Genomic DNA, 16,553 nt, shown 5'->3' with positions numbered 1-16,553 from the left:
ATTATAGATGAAATTTGGTAAAAGTTAGTTTGTAAATTTTGTTTGAAATGGCTTAAAAATTTAATAAAAATCTTTTAGAAAAAAGGCTAAATTTTAGTGCAAAAACCCCGCACAAAGATACCGCCTCCACTCACAGCTAAATAGCTCCGTGATCAGAAACTACGCCAAGCTGAGCGCAAAAGAGCCGTAAATGCCGCCAAAGCAAAAGGGTTCGCGACTAGCGACATGGTGAGAGTATTTAACGACAGGGGTGAAATTTTGGTTGATGCGCTTGTAGCTCATCATCCCAGAGCACGTCATCGCCATCTGCGAGGGTGCGTGGTACGATCCTGAAGTGCTAGGCAAAAATTCTAACTCGCGACAAAGGCACACTAGCACCACTCAAAGCAACTGCAGACGCAGGGTATTAGCAAATTTATAAAAATATAAAGGTGAGATCAAGCTGGTCGCTGTAAATTTCTAAATTTAGCCCTTGCTTGGGAGCTAAATTTGACTTTTTTCAACTCGATGCTTAGCTGAAATTTAGTAAATAAATTTAGCCGTAAATTTTCTTTAAATTTTCAAGCTTCGTGCTTGCATTTAGTAGGAGCATATCAGCAAGAACTAGCCTTATCATCGCGGTTGCGACGACACTGCCACGTATGCCTATGCAAGGATCGTGCCTACCTCTTAGCTCAAAATCCACCGCCTTGCCAGCTAAATTTAGCGTCTTTTGCTCTTTAAATATCGAAGGCGTTGGCTTAAAATGGCTCTTTAGCACGATCTCAGCCCCACTGCTTATGCCCCCAAGTATGCCACCAGCGTTGTTGCTCAAAAAGCCAAGCTCGTCCATCTCGTCGTTGTTTGCTGAGCCAAGCATAGAGCTTACATTTACGCCAGCGCCGATCTCTACGGCTTTTACTCCGTTTATGCCCATTAGAGCAGTTGCCAAAGCGCTATCAAGCCTATCATAAAGTGGCTCTCCAAGACCAGCTGGCACGCCTCTAGCCACGCTTAAAACCACAGCTCCTACGCTATCATGCTCGCTTCTAGCTTTATTTACCGCCTCTTTCATCGCCTCCTCGTTGCCAAGGGCGTAAATTTGCGAATTTTTGGCAAAAGCAAAATCAACCTTGTCGCTAATAGCTTTGCCAATGCCAAGCACACCGCTTAAAACTTCTATCTTAAATTCATTTAAAAGTAGCTGCGCAAATGCCCCACCAGCGACCCTTACAGCTGTCTCTCTGGCACTCGCGCGCCCACCACCTCTGTGATCTCTAATGCCATATTTTTTAAAATATGTAAGATCAGCATGTCCAGGGCGGAAAATTTCACGTAAATTTTCATAGTCATTTGACTTTTGGTTGTTGTTAAAAATGGCAAAACCTATCGGTGCGCCGGTGCTCATGCCATCAAAAACGCCGCTAAAAATTTCTATCTTATCGGCCTCATCTCTTGCCGTTGTGAAGCTGCTTTGCCCAGGACGACGCTTATCAAGCTCGCTTTGGACGAAGTCTGCATCGATCTTTAGCCCAGCAGGTAGCCCATCTATCACGCCACCGATCGCCACCCCATGGCTCTCGCCAAAGCTAGTTAAGGTTAGTTTTTTGCCAAATGTATTCAAAATTTATCCTATTTTTTAATTTTTTCTAGTGCGATTTTTGCTGCTAGCTGTTGGGCTTGCTTTTTCGAGCTTCCAACGGCACGTGAAATTTCTTTGCCATTTAGTAGCAAGGCTATCTCAAATTCTTTCTTGTGATCAGGGCCAAAAGAGCCTATGAGCTCGTATGTTGGTATGACGCCAAGAGTCGCTTGAGTGACCTCTTGAAGGGCTGTTTTGTAGTCCTTTTCAAGGTGCGCAAAGTCGATCTGCGGATAGCAAAGCTCAAGCAAGGCGATTGAAATTTCTCTAACTTTATCAAGTCCAGCCTCAAGGTAGATAGCGCCCATCACCGCTTCAAATGCGTCACTTAAAATGCTATCTTTCTCGCGGCCGCCGTTGTTTTCTTCAGCTTGGCTAAGCCTTAAAAACTCGCCCATTTTTAGCCGTCTAGACATATTTGCAAAGCTTTTTTCATTGACAAGCGCGGCTCTTAGCTTGCTCATATCGCCCTCTGCGATCTTGCTAAATTTCTTAAAAAGATACTCAGCCACGAGCAGATCCATCACCGCATCGCCCAAAAACTCGAGCCTCTCGTTATTTAACGCCTGCTTGGTGCTCTTGTGAGTTAGCGCCTCTTCTAAAAGCTCAGTTTGTTTAAATTTATAGCCAAGATTACGTTCAAATTCTTCTAAATTTTTCATATTTTATTCTCATCTTTTATTTTTAATGCCTCGTTTCTTGCCATCTGGTCGCACTCCTCATTTTCAGGGTGTCCAGCATGCCCCTTAACCCAGCTAGCCACGACTTTATGCGGCTTTGAAATCTCTAAATACTCCTGCCAAAGCTCGACATTTTTTACATTTTTGAAATTTCTCTTTTGCCAGTTTGCAAGCCACTCATTTATGCTATTTACCACGTATGAGCTATCGGTAAAAAGCCTTACCTCGCATGGCTCTTTTAGCGCTTTTAGCCCCATTATCGCAGCTTTTAGCTCCATTTGGTTGTTTGTCGTATATGCCTCGCCGCCACTTGCTTTTTTCTGCGCTTCGTTAAATCTCAATATATAAGCCCAGCCGCCAGCTCCAGGGTTTCCAAGGCATGAGCCGTCACTAAAAAGTGTTACTATCTTCACTTGCTTTTTCTGTGATGTGGGATAAAATTTTGACACTTCCAAGCTCGTGGCAGACTGGACAGCGGTAAAAGTGCATAGGAAATGAGTTTTTGCAGTTTTTGCAAACGTAGTTAAAGCTTAGCCCAGCCGCGTCAAATTTAGCATCTTTTAGCCTTTTTATGGCATTTAGCTCAAAGCCGTAAATTTCACATGGCTCATCTATATCGCCCTTTGCGTAAAAGAGGGATTTGTATTTTGCATCGTCTAAATTTATAGGCGTTTTTAGGTTGTAAAGCAGATCCAGCACATCTTCAAATTTGGCAAAATCTTTTAAATTTTCTAAATTTTCATTGTGTCTTATGAAAAGGGCTAAGATCATGCGCTTTAAAAGCTCGAAATTTTGACTAAGGTGCGAGAGAATTTCTACCTTTTCGTTAAAGCTTAAATTTCTATCATCAAGCGTGCTGATCGCCTTTATATAGGCCTTTTGATCTTTTACATTTGTCCCTAGCTCTTCAAGAGAATTTAGCGCATAAAGGGCTTCTTTATAGTTTTTAAGCTTCTCATCTATCATCGTTAAAAAGCGAAGTGCGAGGACATTTCTAGGACTTAGCTCAAGCGCTTTTTCAAAGATTTCGCTAGCTTTTTTTAAAAAACCAGCCTTAAAATAGACCTCTCCAAGCTCGTTTAGGATAAATTCCTTCTCGTTTTTATCTTTTACCTTTTCAAGTGCGATGAGATATACGCCGATTGATTTTTCAAAGTCGCCATTTTTAGCGAAGGTCTGACCTAGCATGCTAAGGCTTGGTATATCTACTTCTGGGCTTTTTAGCATCTGCTTGTGCTCGTCGCTTATGCCATCTTTGCTGTCAAATTTCTTTATAAATTTCTCGATGCGTTTTTTCTCATCTTTACTTGAAAATATGCCCCAAGCATAGCTTAAAGCAGCGATCATCAAGATGATACTAAATAGAATAATAAGGCTAAATATCGGATCTCTGTGTCCAATGAAAAAAATATCCACGCTAACACTTTGTAATAAAATTTTACTTTAATTATAACAAAGCAGTTGTATAATTTTGCTTATGATAGATCCAAAATCCATTGAAAAATTAAAAAACCAAATAGACATTGTTAATATCATCGAGCAGTATATCCCTGTCAAAAAGATGGGCTCAAGCTACAAGTGTGTCTGTCCGTTTCACGACGACAAAAACCCGAGCATGAGCATAAATCAAAACAAGCAGATGTATCACTGCTTTGCCTGCAAAGCTGGCGGAGATGCGGTTAAATTTGTGATGGATTATGAAAAGCTAACCTATCCAGAGGCCATAGAAAAGATCGCTCAAATTTCAAACTTTAGCCTTGAATACACAAACGACAAGGTGCCAACGCAAAAAGAAAATAAGCACATTTTAGAAAAGGTAAATGCCTTTTATAGGAGTGAGTTTTACAAAAACGAAGCGGCCGTTAGATATATCAAGTCGCGCGGCATAAATGACGCTATGATCGAGAAATTTGAGCTTGGCTGGGCTGGGGATAGTAAAAGCACCATTAGGCTTTTGCAAAATGAAAACATAGAGCCCAAAGAGGCGCTTGAAGTTGGCATCGTAAAGCAAAATGAGAAGGGAATTTACGCTAGTTTCATCGAGCGCGTAACATTTCCCATCTACTCGCACACCACAAGGCTAGTTGGCTTTGGCGGTAGGACGATCTCAGATCACCCTGCAAAATATGTAAATTCGCCTCAAAGTGCGGCATTTGACAAGTCAAAGCTGCTCTATGGCTACCACCTAGCTAGACAAAGCATATTTGAGAAAAATCAGATAATAATAACAGAGGGCTATTTAGATGTCATCATGCTTCACTACGCTGGCTTTACAAATGCTGTTGCGGTTCTTGGCACAGCACTTACTACAAGCCACTTACCGCTTTTAAAAAGGGGCGAGATAAGCGTAGTGCTTTGCTTTGACGGAGATGGCGCTGGCATAAATGCGGCCATAAAATCCGCTCACCTGCTAAGCATAAATAAGATAGATACAAAAGTAGTCATCATAAGTAACGGCGCAGATCCTGCTGATATGGTCTTTGCAGGCAAGATAAAGGAGCTTAATGAGCTCTTTGGCTCAGGCGAGGACGCGGTGAAATTTTATATAGAAAAGATCATGCAAAAGTATGACATCACTCGCTCAATGCAAAGAGATAACTGCCTAAGCGAGATAAAAGCCTATATGGACGAGCTTGGAGAGGAGATAGCAAGCTCGTATGTGACCGAGGTAGCGGCAAGATTTAACCTCACTCCACAAAGCGTAGCAGATAGGTTTGAGCTAAAGCAGAAGCCAAAAAATGAAGCTAAATTTAAAAGAGAATTTAGAAAAAAAGATAAAGATGAATTTAGCAACTCTGTCATGGTAGATGAGGTACCAGCTGTGATGAATAAAGACCCGCTTGAGTTTGCACTTTTTAAAACCATGCTAAATAACCCAAACTACAGAGATGAGATACTCTCAAAGCTTGGAGCTAGATACTTTATAAAGCATCCTGAGTATCTAAACGCCATCCTTTATAGATACGACGTGAGCGATGAGCAGATGATTAGAGAAATTTTAATGGACGAAAATATCCATGAGATCATCGATGCAACCACTTTACAAAAGGCAATTTTGAATATGCAAATCGCATTTTACGAGAACGAACAGCAAATTTTAAAAGGCTCAGACAACCCAAATAAGATAGAAATTTTAGAAAAACTGCTATTTATCATCAAAGATCTCAAGACTCAGCTTTATAAAATTTAAAAACTCACACTTTTTCAGCTTCAAATCATAAAACAAAATGTAGAATGCTTAAAGTAATAAATCTTTTTAAGATTGGCTTTATATTTTAAGGATTTATGATGATAGACGCTAAAAGATTTGAGAGAAATTTTAACGCTATAAGCGAGTTTGGAGCGCTAAAAGGCGGTGGGCTAACAAGGCTAGCCTTTAGCAAAGAGGACCTTGAAGCAAGAAAATTTCTTATAAATTTGATAGAAAAAAATGGCTTTAAACTTAAAATTGACAATGTCGGTAACATCTACGCCATCTATGATGATGGCTGCGAGGCAGACGCGAAGCCAGTTTGCGTGGGCTCTCACATAGATAGCGTGCCAAATGGTGGCTTTTTTGATGGCACACTTGGCGTCATGGCTGGTCTTGAGGCGCTAACTGCGATAAAAGAGGCCGGCATCAAGCTAAAGCGCCCACTTTGGCTCATAAATTTTAGCTGTGAGGAGTCAAGCCGCTTTAAGACAGCGACTATCGGCAGCAAGATAATAAGCGGCAAACTTGGCTTGCAAAGGCTTCATGAGCTAAAAGATGAAGATGGAATTTCGCTTTTTGAGGCAATGAGTGCGGCTGGGTTTAAGCCACAAAATTTAAACGAAACCATCTTAAAAGAAAACTCCCTACACGCCTACCTCGAGCTTCACATCGAGCAAGGTCCAGTGCTTGAGCGAAGCGGTATAAGCGTTGGCGTGGTAAGTGGGATCGCAGCTCCAATTAGATTTGAGATCACTATCCATGGCAAAGCTGATCACAGTGGCGCAACTCCGATGAATATGCGCACTGACGCCCTGCTTGCCGCTTCACACATCATAATCGCTGCAAATAAATTTGCTAAAAACAAAAAAACAGCTGTCGCGACCGTTGGCTACGCACATGCAAAGCCAGGCGTTTTAAACGTCGTGCCAGGTGAGGCAAGGCTTGGCGTTGATCTAAGAGATATCGATAAGGCTAGCTTAGAGGAGCTAAATTTAGAGCTTAGAAATTTCGTGGGTGAGCTAAGCCGTGAGCTTAAATTTAGCTACGAGATAAGAGAGCTAAGTAGCGACGAGCCAGTAAAACTAAGCGAACACGCCATAAATTTACTTGAAGATGAAGCCAAAAAGCTTGGCATAAAAACGCTTACTTTGCCAAGCGGGGCTGGGCATGATGCGATGAATTTAACAAAGCTTGCAAGTAGCGTTGGCATGCTCTTTATCCCTTGCGTGGATGGCATCAGCCACAACACTAAAGAGGCGATAAATTTCAAAGACGCAGTAGCCGCAACAAAAATTTTAACAAACGCACTAATAAGACTTTCAAACGAGGAGTAGTCATGGACAAAATAGCAAATTTAGCACTATCTTTAAAAGAGGATATGATCAAAGACCGCAGATACTTTCACTCGCACCCAGAAACTGGCTGGTTTACCTTTTTTACGACAGCGGTTTTAGCAAAAAGGCTTAGCGAGCTAGGATATGAGGTGAAGCTTGGCGAAGAGGTCGTAAAGAGCGATGCAAGGCTTGGAGTTGGTAGCAAAGAGCAGTGCCAAAAGGCGATCGAGCGGGCAAAAAGCCTTTTAAATCCTGACGAGGCAAAATACCTTGAATGCATGAAAGATGGCCTAACTGGCTTAACAGCTTTCATTGACACAAAAAGGCCTGGTAAATTTAGTGCATTTAGATTTGACATTGATAGCGTTGATGTGACAGAGAGCGCAGAGGCTGCTCATAGACCTTGCAAAGAGGGCTTTGGCTCAGATATCGCTGGCATCACGCACGCTTGTGGGCACGATGGGCACATGGCGATGGGTCTAGCGCTTGCAAAGCTGATCGCTAAAAATTTAGACGATTTTAACGGCAAATTTAAATTTATATTTCAAACAGCAGAAGAGGGCACAAGGGGCGCTGTGGCTATGGAGGCTGCTGGCGTGCTTGATGGGGTTGAGTACCTACTTGGCGGACACATCGGCTTTCAAGCAGAAACAAATGGGGGCATAGTTTGTGGCACAAATAAATTGCTTGCAACATCTAAATTTGACGTGCATATCACTGGTCGTTCAGCTCACGCAGCAGGAGCGCCGCAGGAGGGAGCAAATGCCCTTTTAGCCGCTGCTCAAATGGCTCTAAATATGCATGGCATCACAAGGCATGCAAAGGGTGTAACTAGGATAAATGTAGGCGTTTTAAGAGCAGGTGAGGGCAGAAACGTCATCGCACCAAATGGCTATCTAGCCTGCGAAACAAGGGGCGAGGATACAAATTTAAATGAGTTTATGTATAAAAAATGCATGGATATCGTAAAAGGCGTGAGTGAAATTTACGGCGTTAAAAGCAAAGTCGTGATGACTGGAGGCACAAGCGGGGCAAATAGCGACAAAGAGGTGACTGAAATTTTCTATGAGGCGGCAAAACAAAGCCCATTTATAGATGATGATAAGATCGTTAAAGAGCTTGACTTTGGCGCTTGCGAGGACTTCGCTCACTTCATGAGAGCTTTGCAAGATAGAGGCGCAAAGAGCGGATATATGATGATCGGTACAAATTTAAAAGCAGGACATCACAACAGCAAATTTGACTTTGACGAGGAGTGCTTGGTCGCTGGGGTTGATATCTATCTAAGGGCTGCTTACAAACTAAACGGAGCTAAAAAATGAAAAATGCTTTACTAATCAGCGCTTCAAGCTACCAAGATACTGGCTACTTGAGACACTGTAAAAACTGGGTTAAGGACTTCTTGGGTGAGAGCGGCAAGGAGGAAATTTTATTTATCCCTTATGCTGGAGTTAGGCGAACAAATGACGAATACGAGCAAAAGGTGATCGACCGCCTAAAAAATAAAAATATAAAGTCGATCCACCACTACGAGGATAAAATTTCAGCTATCAAAAACGCTAACAGTATCGCGGTTGGCGGAGGCAATACCTTTATGCTGCTTTACACGCTTTATAAGCTAAATTTAATTGAGCCTATAAAAGAGGCTGTGGCAAATGGCGCAAAGTACTTTGGCTGGTCAGCTGGCGCAAATATCGCTGGCAAGACGATGATGACGACAAACGATATGCCTATCATCATGCCAAAGTCATTTGATAGCCTAAATATCTTCCCATATCAGATCAATCCGCACTTTATAAGTGGCAAACTAGCAGGACATAATGGCGAGAGCAGGGAGGAGAGGCTAGAGGAGTTTTTGATAGCAAATCCAAAAGAGACTATCTATGCTTTGCCTGAGGGCACGGCTTTGCTTGTAGAGGGCAACGAGGCTGAGGTCATAGGACACAGCGAAATTTTAAAATTTGAGTATCAAAAAGAGATAGAAAAAATAGAAGTTGGAACTAAATTTAAAATCTAAACAAGGAGAGAGGTATGGAATCATTCAAGCTAATTGCTGCCATTCTTGGCATCGTTGCAGTTGTAGCACTTCTAGTCTTAAAAAAAGAGACAAGAACGGTGCTAATAGGTGTTGGTTTGGTGCTTTGTATAATCGCGCTAAAACCGATGGGGGCACTAAGTGCTTTTACTGACTATATGACTAAAGCTGGTCTTATAAAGGCTATTTGTGCGAGTATGGGTTTTGCCTTTGTTATGAAATATACAATGTGCGATAAGCACCTTGTTGCGCTTCTTACAAAGCCACTTAGAAACGTGGGATTTATCTTGATCCCTGTAACAACAGTGCTAACTTACTTTATAAATATCGCTATCCCTTCAGCTGCTGGCTGCTCGGCTGCTGTTGGTGCGACGCTTATACCACTTCTAATGGCATCAGGCGTTCGCCCTGCGATGGCTGGTGCGGCTGTTTTTGCAGGCACATTTGGCTCAGTCTTAAGCCCAGGCTCTGCGCACAACATATATGTGGCTGACCTTGTTAAAAAGACAGTTGAGGGCTATACAGTTCAAGACATCATAAAAGTGCAAATTCCTAGCGCATTTACAGCTCTTGCTATCGTAGTTGTCATGCTAACTATCGTCGCAATATTATTTAAAGACTATCAAAAAGGTACAAATTTCACTATCGAAAGCGGTGCCGCTAGCGAAGAGAAGTCAGCGTTTAAAGTAAATTTGATCTACGCTCTTATGCCACTTGTCCCACTTGTCATCTTGGTTATTGGCGGAACAAGCCTAGCAAAAGATTATAGCTTTTTGGCATGGACAAAGATGGGCGTTGCTGAGGCGATGATACTTGGCGCTATCATAGCTATCTTTGCTACGCTTACAAACCCACAAAAGATCACAAAAGAGTTCTTTAATGGCATGGGTCACGCTTACGCTGATGTTATCGGTATCATCATCGCAGCTGGTGTCTTTGTCGCAGGTCTAAAGGCGTGCGGAGCTGTTGATGTGGTCATCGCGTGGCTAAAAACTGATCAAAGCTATGTTAAATTTGGCGGAACATTTGTGCCATTTATCATGGGTATAGTCACAGGCTCAGGCGACGCTGCTACATTTGCATTTAACGAAGCTGTCACAACAAACGCTGCTGCTCTTGGCTTTGAGCAAGATAAGCTTGGTATGGCTGCGGCAATCGCAGGCTCACTTGGACGTTCTGCTTCTCCGATCGCTGGAGCTGCTATCGTTTGTGCTGGTATCGCTATGGTTAGCCCAGTCGAGCTTGCAAAAAGAACGTTTTTAGGTATGTTTCTCTCTGTTGTGGCGATCGCATTTTTTGTCATCTAAGGATGAAAGATGGATATCGTAGAGAGATTTATAAACTATACGAAATTTAACACCACGACAAATAAAGAGAATGGATTAAAAGGCATTATGCCTTCTAATCCAACCGAGTATGAGCTGGCTAAATTTATCAAAGATGAGCTTAGCTCGCTTGGCATAAAAGATATCATCTTGCAAGATAGTGCCATCTTGATAGCAAAGATCCCTGCAAACTGCGAAAACGCTCCAAGTATCGCCTTTTTTGCGCACTTAGATACAAGTAGCGAGCAAAAAAACGACACAAAAGCGAAGATAGTAAAATACACAGGCGGCGACATCTGCCTAAACGAAGAGCAGGGCATCTACCTTAAATTTAGCGACAACCCAGAGCTTAAAAAATACGTTGGCGACGACATAGTCGTGACTGACGGCACTAGCTTGCTTGGCGCTGATGATAAGGCTGCGATCGCTAGCATCGTAAATATGGCTAGCTTTTTCATGCAAAATCCTGATGTAAAGCATGGCAAGATCGTGATCTGCTTCGTGCCTGATGAGGAGCAGGGCTTGCTTGGTGCAAAAGCACTTGATGTAAATTTGCTTGGAGCTGACTTTGGCTACTGCTTAGACTGCTGCGAGATAGGCGAGCTAATATATGAAAACTGGAACGCGGCTGACTGCACGATGGTCTTTAAAGGCGTTTCGGCTCATCCGATGAACGCAAAGGGCAAACTTGTAAATTCGCTGCTTCTTGCGCATAAATTTATCTCGCTTTTGCCAGGCGGCGAAGTGCCAGAGTGCACCGAGGGCAAAGAGGGCTACTTCTGGGTGAAAGAGCTTAGCGGAAACAGCGCAAAAACGACGCTTAAGATTGACATTAGAGAATTTGACGAAGAGAAATTTCAAAAAAGGCTTGAGTTTTTAAGTGAGATGGCAAGCTCTTTTAACAAAATTTATGGCGATCGTTGCGAGATCACGCTAAAAACACGCTATGAAAATGTCTTTAAATTTTTAAAAGATGAAAATTCGCTCCCGATAAAACTAGCAAAAGATGCCTTTAGCGAGCTAAATATCACGCCAAACATAAAGCCGATGCGAGGCGGATATGACGGCGCTGCGATCTCTGCAAAGGGCGTGCCAACGCTAAATTTATTCACAGGCGGAAATAACTTTCACTCTATCTTCGAGTACTTGCCAGTTAGCAGCCTAAAAGCCGCAAGTGAAGTGATCAAAAAAATCATAATTAACGCTGCTAAATAAACTTCATAAAAGCCTAGATTTAGTAAATTTAGGCTTTAAATTTTACTTTCAGGACAAAAATGAAGGCTTTAGCTTTGTTTAGCGGAGGGCTTGACAGCATGCTCTCTATGAAAATAATAAGCGATCAGGGTATCGAAGTGGTCGCACTTTATATGGATACTGGATTTGGCGTGGATGAGGATAAGCACGAGGTTTTAAGGCGCCGTGCAGCCATGGCAGGGGCTAGCTTAAAAGTGGTTGATATGAGAAACGAGTATCTTCGCGACGTGCTTTTTAACCCAAAATACGGCTACGGCAAGCAGTTTAACCCTTGCATCGACTGCCACGGATATATGTTTAAAACCGCTCTTAATATGCTAAAAAGTGAAAATGCAAATTTTATAATCACAGGCGAAGTCGTAGGACAAAGGCCGATGAGCCAGCGTAGAGATGCACTTTTCCAGGTTAAGCGCCTAGCTGATGACGAGGACGATCTGGTGCTTCGTCCGATGTGCGCTAAGCTCTTGCCACCAACTAAGCCAGAGCGCGAGGGCTGGGTCGATAGAGAGAGGCTACTTGACATAAGCGGGCGCGATAGAAAGCCGCAGCTTGCTTTGGCAAAGGAATTTGGCTTTGAGGACTTTGCAACGCCCGGAGGTGGGTGTTTGCTAACGATCGAGAGCTTTGCAGTAAAGATAAAAGACTACTTGAAATTTGACAAAGAGATGCGAGATATTGATGTCGTGTGGCTAAAGCTTGGCAGACATCTGCGCTTACTCGAAGGTGCAAAAATGATAATAGGCCGTGACGAGAGTGATAATAACGCACTTTTAGCTCACCCAAATGATAAATTTGAGCAGGTGAAATTTAAAGAGAGCGACGACATCGTGGGAGCTGTTAGCTTCATAAGTAAAAACGCTAGCAAAGCCGACAAAGAGCTTGCTGCAAGGCTCGCACTAGCATATACAAAAGCTAGTAGAGAAGATGAATTTGAAGTTAGCATCGCTAATGAGAAATTTATCATCAAACCTGAAGATAAAAAGCTAGCACAAGAGTTTTTTGTGAAGTAAATTTATACAATTAAAACACTGTTTTCTTTTTAAAATTGGTATTAGGCTAAGCAAAACTGAAAAATCGCTGCGGCAGATAGACCAAAAGTGCTTCATATGGCTGATGGCAAGAATTTATTCAATAGAAGCTGAGACAAAGAAATTTTATAAAGAATTTTTACACTACGACCTAAGCGACAAAGAGGTTGGCTACATCCTAAACGGGCTAGATCCAGAAGGTAAATAGAATTTATAAAATTTTGGGCTGTTTTTATAATTTTTAGTATTATCTTAGGTATTAAATAAAGGATAAAAATGCAAACCATACAAGCAAATTTCACAGCTAGCATAAGTGAGCTAAAAAAGTCTCCAGCTCAAATTTTAAAACAAGCTGGAGATAATGTCGTAGCTATACTAAACCACAATGTTCCTAGCGCCTATCTAGTGCCTAGTGCTGTCTATGAAAAAATGACAGAGATAATAGAAGAGTATCATCTAAGCAAAGCAGTAGATACTGCTCTAACAAGTGGCGAAAAATTACATTCGTATTATTTGTTTGCATATTTTACTTTATAAACTTAAGCCAACACTTTGTTTAACAAATCTATAATAAGCCTTTTTATCTTAATCTTAAAGGAATAGACATGAAAGGAACTGTATTAGCTCCTGGCATAATATTAAATGCTGATGAACAGCGTTTTACTTATCTACAAGAAGACGTAGCATCGGTGGCAAAAGACGGAGCCGCCATAGTTTTAAAACAAGGCGATGAGGTTGATTTTATCGCGGATGGACAAACTGCAAAACAAATCTATCTCACAAAAGCAAAATCTATGAATCTAAATTTAGATAACATAAATTTTGATATTAAAAGCAATGATTTATCTACCATTAGAACGCTGGGATTAGCAGGTTCTGCATTGCCTATTTTGGGCATTATCCCATTCATTGGATTTATCTTTTTTATCGCTGGATTTTTATGTATGTTGTTTGCTATATTTAAGCTATCAGATAAGGTTGGTAGTCCTACACTAAAGAAAAACTATATCTTATATCTAGTTGTCGCGGTAGCATCGACTATCCTGATCTCAATCGGCGCGATAACTGGAGCATTAGGCTTTGCTGGTATGGGTTCTGGCTATGCGAATGCTGGTGGAACAGGTGCTATTTTTGGCGTTATTTTAGGCTTAGCTGGCGTTGCAGGTATGATTTATGCATTTTTCAAAGAATTTCAAGTCTATAACGAGCTTTCAAACATATCTGGCGATAAATTTTTCCTATACTATTTTATAGGTTCGGTTGTTGGAACCATTACTGTATTTATAATCATTGGTTACATCTTGTTGATTGTGGCATTTGTTTTACAAATCGTCGCATGGTATAGACTACAAGAGGTTAAAGCAGCTTAAACTTCAATTATAAATCGGAGGGGAATTTTCTGCTCCGATTTTCTTTCTTTATACAACACAAAACTTGTATTTAATTGATATTATTAAAACTAACACTAAGGGATAGTGCCTTAAGTATAGTAAGTTTGCAGTATAAACTTTGCTAAACATTTACGTCAAAGCCATTAACGCAAACACACTAAAAACTAAAGTAGAGATGGTAGAGTGCGAAATGAGCAAGAGTAAATTTTTCAGCTATGGAAAATAGCAGAGATAATAGAAGAGTATCATCTAAGCAAAGCAGTAGATACGGTTTTAGCAAGTGGTGAAAAACCAGTAAAAGTAAGCCTAGATGAGCTATGAGTTAGAATTTTGCTAAGCGTAAAAAAGGAGGCCTTTATAAAAAATTAAAATATTTACTATCCAATCTTTTAATAATAGAAAATTTAACAATAAGTAAAGGGTAAATTTACCGAAAGCATTTTGCAAAAATTTAAAAAACTGTACCATACTTTTAGGAAATTTTAAAGAAAGAGAAAGAACAAAAGCATCACTGCTAGTGCCTAAAATAGTGTGTTTTGGTGTCACGGGGGAGACTTGAACTCCCGACCTCCGGCTTATGAGATAAATTTTTAAATATCGCTTAAAGCCCTGCTACATCGCCATTACAAACAACTTTTCCCAATAAGCACTAGCCAAGTGTCCCACTTTTGTTCCACTGCAAACCCATGGTACATCTAAAAAACCGCAATGGAATTTATTACTACCGAAGCGTCATCGCACCAAACGCAAGAAAAGTCTTAAAGTGCTCAAGAGAGCTATCTTTCTCCTTGGGGACTTATTCTTTATTAAAAGCCAGAAAATCTGCTAGAATTTATGATAGATATATCTATCTCATAACAAAGGCAGTTGATATGAAGCTAAATCAAGGAATTATAGATTCATTAGTTGATAGTTTTATGCAGGCAAAGGTGGATAAGAGCATAAAAGAGCATTCACTTTTTGATAAAAAGATAGATATTGACTTTGCAGATGCGCTAAATAAGCATTTTAAAGAGGCTTTAAAAGATAATGCCTTTCCTGATTTACTTAATAAAAGTAATGAGACTTTGATAAGTAAGGCTAAAATTTTATCTAACAGTCCAGATGAAGCCATAGATCAAGATGATAAAGCCAGCATAGCTCAAAACTTGCTTGAAAAGCATATACTATCCCTAAACTACCTAATATCAAAGCTTGATAAGAGCACAAACCTTGTGTCTAAAAGACTTAAATTTTTAAGCAAAAAAGATGAAAGTTATAGCTTTGAGCCAAACGATATAGATAGCTTTCAAGATAACATCAACTCTCTAGATGAAACAAATGGATTGCCTCTTAACAAAGAAGATATCAAAAGTCTAGCTAAAAATTTCTCACATGCCATAATGGCAACTGCCGAGCAACAATACGGACTTAACACTCCTTTTAAGCTAGTAAAAACAAAAGGTGATGAGAGGGATGCGAAGCATATACTAACTAGCGATAGCCATCTAATAGGCAAACGCATAAAAGTAGGAGATAGCAGCTTTGACATGGGTAGCTTAAACGATGAGGCAGTACAAGAATACGAGATAGTGCCATGTTCTCCTAGTCAAAAAAAGATAGAGAGAAGGGAGATCATCACATTAAAAATGGCATTTGAAAATTTTACAGCTAACACTAGCGTTAGTCAAAAGTGGTCAAGTAGCACTATGGATCTGGTAAATATCGTAGGCAATATATTGTTTAAATTTTTTCATCCAAGCAAAGATATCACAACCATATCACGAGATGACCTGCTTAAATTTAGAAATACTTTGGCTCTCATACCAACCAAGCTAAACCAAAAAGCCAAATATAAAGACAAAAGCCTAGAGCAAATCATACATATAGGCAAAAACGATGCCAAGCTATCACAAGTAACCATACAAAAATATATGATAAGAGTAGTGCAGTTCTTTAAGTATTGCTATAACAGCGACTACATAAGTAAGAGCATCGTAAATGATCTAAACGTAAAAGTAGAGATAAATCCAATGGAGCGTAAGGTTCTGCCTTATAGCAAAGAAGAGGCTAATGCTATCTTTAAAATAGTCCAAAATTTTAAAGAGACCAACAAGTCACCAAGCAAACGCATAAGTGCAAATGATCTATACTATATAACCATGATAGCAGCATATAGTGGCATGAGGATAAACGAGATAGTTCAGCTAAGAGCACGTGACATTGTGCAACACAATAATGTGCTTTGCTTTAGTGTAAATAGAGATGATGGCAAGAGCACCAAAAATATAAACTCCATAAGGCTTGTGCCAGTCCATAGCAAGCTAATAGAGTTTGGACTAATGGAGTTTGTAAAACAAAGAGCTAGTGCAAATAAAAGCATCTTCAAAGTAAGTAACAAAGACTTTTCAGAAATTTTTAGATCACAAATACAACGAAAGCTAATAAGCAGCAACAAGCAAAAGACTTTTTACTCGTTTAGGCACTATTTTATAGATACGCTTGTCCAACAAGAAGTGGAGCCAAATATCATAGCTCAAATAGTAGGACATGAGAAGCAGTATAAAATTTTACTCGGAACATATGCTACAAATATAAATGCCAGTGTTTTAAAAGCAAAAGTTGAAATGGTGTGCTATTAGATATTAGATGTATGGTTTATAATGGATACATGCTTTTTTCTATAAACCATAATCTATTACTTGATATTAAA

The 16,553-nt window shown here is 40.4% G+C and carries 15 protein-coding genes; 11 read left to right on the top strand and 4 right to left on the bottom strand.

Going from position 1 to position 16,553, the window contains the following annotated elements; translation table 11 throughout:
- Positions 1-535: 535 nt before the first annotated feature.
- The 4 genes from aroC to F3G98_RS09380 are packed head-to-tail and all read right to left on the bottom strand — an operon-like array spanning position 536 to position 3,717.
- Positions 536-1,603, bottom strand: coding sequence for a chorismate synthase (gene aroC / locus F3G98_RS09395; protein WP_149726089.1), 1,068 nt, complete (start codon positions 1,601-1,603; stop codon positions 536-538).
- 8 nt (positions 1,604-1,611) lie between these two features.
- A complete protein-coding gene (gene rnc / locus F3G98_RS09390; RefSeq protein ID WP_103608416.1) occupies positions 1,612-2,283 on the bottom strand; it encodes a ribonuclease III in 672 nt (223 codons plus the stop codon).
- A complete protein-coding gene (gene rnhA, locus F3G98_RS09385) occupies positions 2,280-2,714 on the bottom strand; it encodes a ribonuclease HI (protein WP_103571811.1) in 435 nt (144 codons plus the stop codon). Before rnhA ends, rnc begins: the two co-directional genes overlap by 4 nt.
- Positions 2,692-3,717 carry a tetratricopeptide repeat protein gene (locus F3G98_RS09380; protein WP_103608414.1) on the bottom strand — a complete coding sequence of 342 codons (1,026 nt, stop codon included), beginning with the start codon at positions 3,715-3,717 and terminating at the stop codon, positions 2,692-2,694. The genes rnhA and F3G98_RS09380 overlap by 23 nt, the downstream gene beginning before the upstream one ends.
- 61 nt (positions 3,718-3,778) lie before the next feature.
- Here F3G98_RS09380 and dnaG point away from each other — a divergent pair, with 61 nt between their 5' ends.
- From dnaG to F3G98_RS09325, 11 genes are all read left to right on the top strand, one after another.
- Positions 3,779-5,491 carry a DNA primase gene (gene dnaG, locus F3G98_RS09375; RefSeq protein ID WP_180999492.1) on the top strand — a complete coding sequence of 571 codons (1,713 nt, stop codon included), beginning with the start codon at positions 3,779-3,781 and terminating at the stop codon, positions 5,489-5,491.
- 98 nt (positions 5,492-5,589) lie between these two features.
- Entirely contained in the window at positions 5,590-6,828 is a 1,239-nt protein-coding gene (locus F3G98_RS09370) for a M20 family metallo-hydrolase (RefSeq protein WP_103643081.1), read from the top strand.
- Between the two features lie 2 nt (positions 6,829-6,830).
- On the top strand, positions 6,831-8,150 hold the full coding sequence (locus F3G98_RS09365; RefSeq protein ID WP_149726088.1) for an amidohydrolase: 1,320 nt from the start codon (positions 6,831-6,833) through the stop codon (positions 8,148-8,150).
- Positions 8,147-8,845: a dipeptidase PepE gene (gene pepE / locus F3G98_RS09360; protein WP_149726087.1), complete on the top strand. Its 699-nt coding sequence runs from the start codon at positions 8,147-8,149 to the stop codon at positions 8,843-8,845. The genes F3G98_RS09365 and pepE overlap by 4 nt, the downstream gene beginning before the upstream one ends.
- A 14-nt stretch (positions 8,846-8,859) precedes the next feature.
- Positions 8,860-10,170 carry a C4-dicarboxylate transporter DcuC gene (gene dcuC, locus F3G98_RS09355; RefSeq protein ID WP_149726086.1) on the top strand — a complete coding sequence of 437 codons (1,311 nt, stop codon included), beginning with the start codon at positions 8,860-8,862 and terminating at the stop codon, positions 10,168-10,170.
- Between the two features lie 9 nt (positions 10,171-10,179).
- Entirely contained in the window at positions 10,180-11,403 is a 1,224-nt protein-coding gene (gene pepT / locus F3G98_RS09350; RefSeq protein WP_149726085.1) for a peptidase T, read from the top strand.
- A gap of 59 nt (positions 11,404-11,462) precedes the next feature.
- Positions 11,463-12,452, top strand: a complete 990-nt coding sequence (locus tag F3G98_RS09345; protein WP_149726084.1) for an argininosuccinate synthase domain-containing protein — start codon at positions 11,463-11,465, stop codon at positions 12,450-12,452.
- Between the two features lie 103 nt (positions 12,453-12,555).
- Entirely contained in the window at positions 12,556-12,678 is a 123-nt protein-coding gene (locus tag F3G98_RS09340; protein ID WP_411160838.1) for a hypothetical protein, read from the top strand.
- A gap of 68 nt (positions 12,679-12,746) precedes the next feature.
- Positions 12,747-13,007, top strand: a complete 261-nt coding sequence (locus F3G98_RS09335) for a type II toxin-antitoxin system prevent-host-death family antitoxin (RefSeq protein WP_103608399.1) — start codon at positions 12,747-12,749, stop codon at positions 13,005-13,007.
- A 68-nt stretch (positions 13,008-13,075) separates the two neighbouring features.
- Entirely contained in the window at positions 13,076-13,840 is a 765-nt protein-coding gene (locus tag F3G98_RS09330) for a DUF996 domain-containing protein (protein ID WP_103608396.1), read from the top strand.
- A gap of 707 nt (positions 13,841-14,547) precedes the next feature.
- Positions 14,548-16,482 (top strand): site-specific integrase, encoded by a 1,935-nt coding sequence (locus F3G98_RS09325; RefSeq protein ID WP_223231343.1) that lies wholly within the window; start codon positions 14,548-14,550, stop codon positions 16,480-16,482.
- Positions 16,483-16,553: the final 71 nt, after the last annotated feature.

Source organism: Campylobacter concisus, from assembly GCF_902460895.1.
Taxonomy (GTDB): Bacteria; Campylobacterota; Campylobacteria; order Campylobacterales; family Campylobacteraceae; genus Campylobacter_A; species Campylobacter_A concisus_BC.
The sequence above is the reverse complement of the archived record's forward strand: the minus strand, read 5'-3'. Positions and strand labels throughout refer to the sequence as shown.

Coding starts and splice junctions, on each gene's coding strand:
- rnc (WP_103608416.1), bottom strand. CDS start 2,283: ATGAAAAATTTAGAAGAATTTGAACGTAATCTTGGCTATAAATTTAAA.
- dnaG (WP_180999492.1), top strand. CDS start 3,779: ATGATAGATCCAAAATCCATTGAAAAATTAAAAAACCAAATAGACATT.
- F3G98_RS09370 (WP_103643081.1), top strand. CDS start 5,590: ATGATAGACGCTAAAAGATTTGAGAGAAATTTTAACGCTATAAGCGAG.
- F3G98_RS09365 (WP_149726088.1), top strand. CDS start 6,831: ATGGACAAAATAGCAAATTTAGCACTATCTTTAAAAGAGGATATGATC.
- pepE (WP_149726087.1), top strand. CDS start 8,147: ATGAAAAATGCTTTACTAATCAGCGCTTCAAGCTACCAAGATACTGGC.
- dcuC (WP_149726086.1), top strand. CDS start 8,860: ATGGAATCATTCAAGCTAATTGCTGCCATTCTTGGCATCGTTGCAGTT.
- pepT (WP_149726085.1), top strand. CDS start 10,180: ATGGATATCGTAGAGAGATTTATAAACTATACGAAATTTAACACCACG.
- F3G98_RS09345 (WP_149726084.1), top strand. CDS start 11,463: ATGAAGGCTTTAGCTTTGTTTAGCGGAGGGCTTGACAGCATGCTCTCT.
- F3G98_RS09340 (WP_411160838.1), top strand. CDS start 12,556: ATGGCAAGAATTTATTCAATAGAAGCTGAGACAAAGAAATTTTATAAA.
- F3G98_RS09335 (WP_103608399.1), top strand. CDS start 12,747: ATGCAAACCATACAAGCAAATTTCACAGCTAGCATAAGTGAGCTAAAA.
- F3G98_RS09330 (WP_103608396.1), top strand. CDS start 13,076: ATGAAAGGAACTGTATTAGCTCCTGGCATAATATTAAATGCTGATGAA.
- F3G98_RS09325 (WP_223231343.1), top strand. CDS start 14,548: ATGGTACATCTAAAAAACCGCAATGGAATTTATTACTACCGAAGCGTC.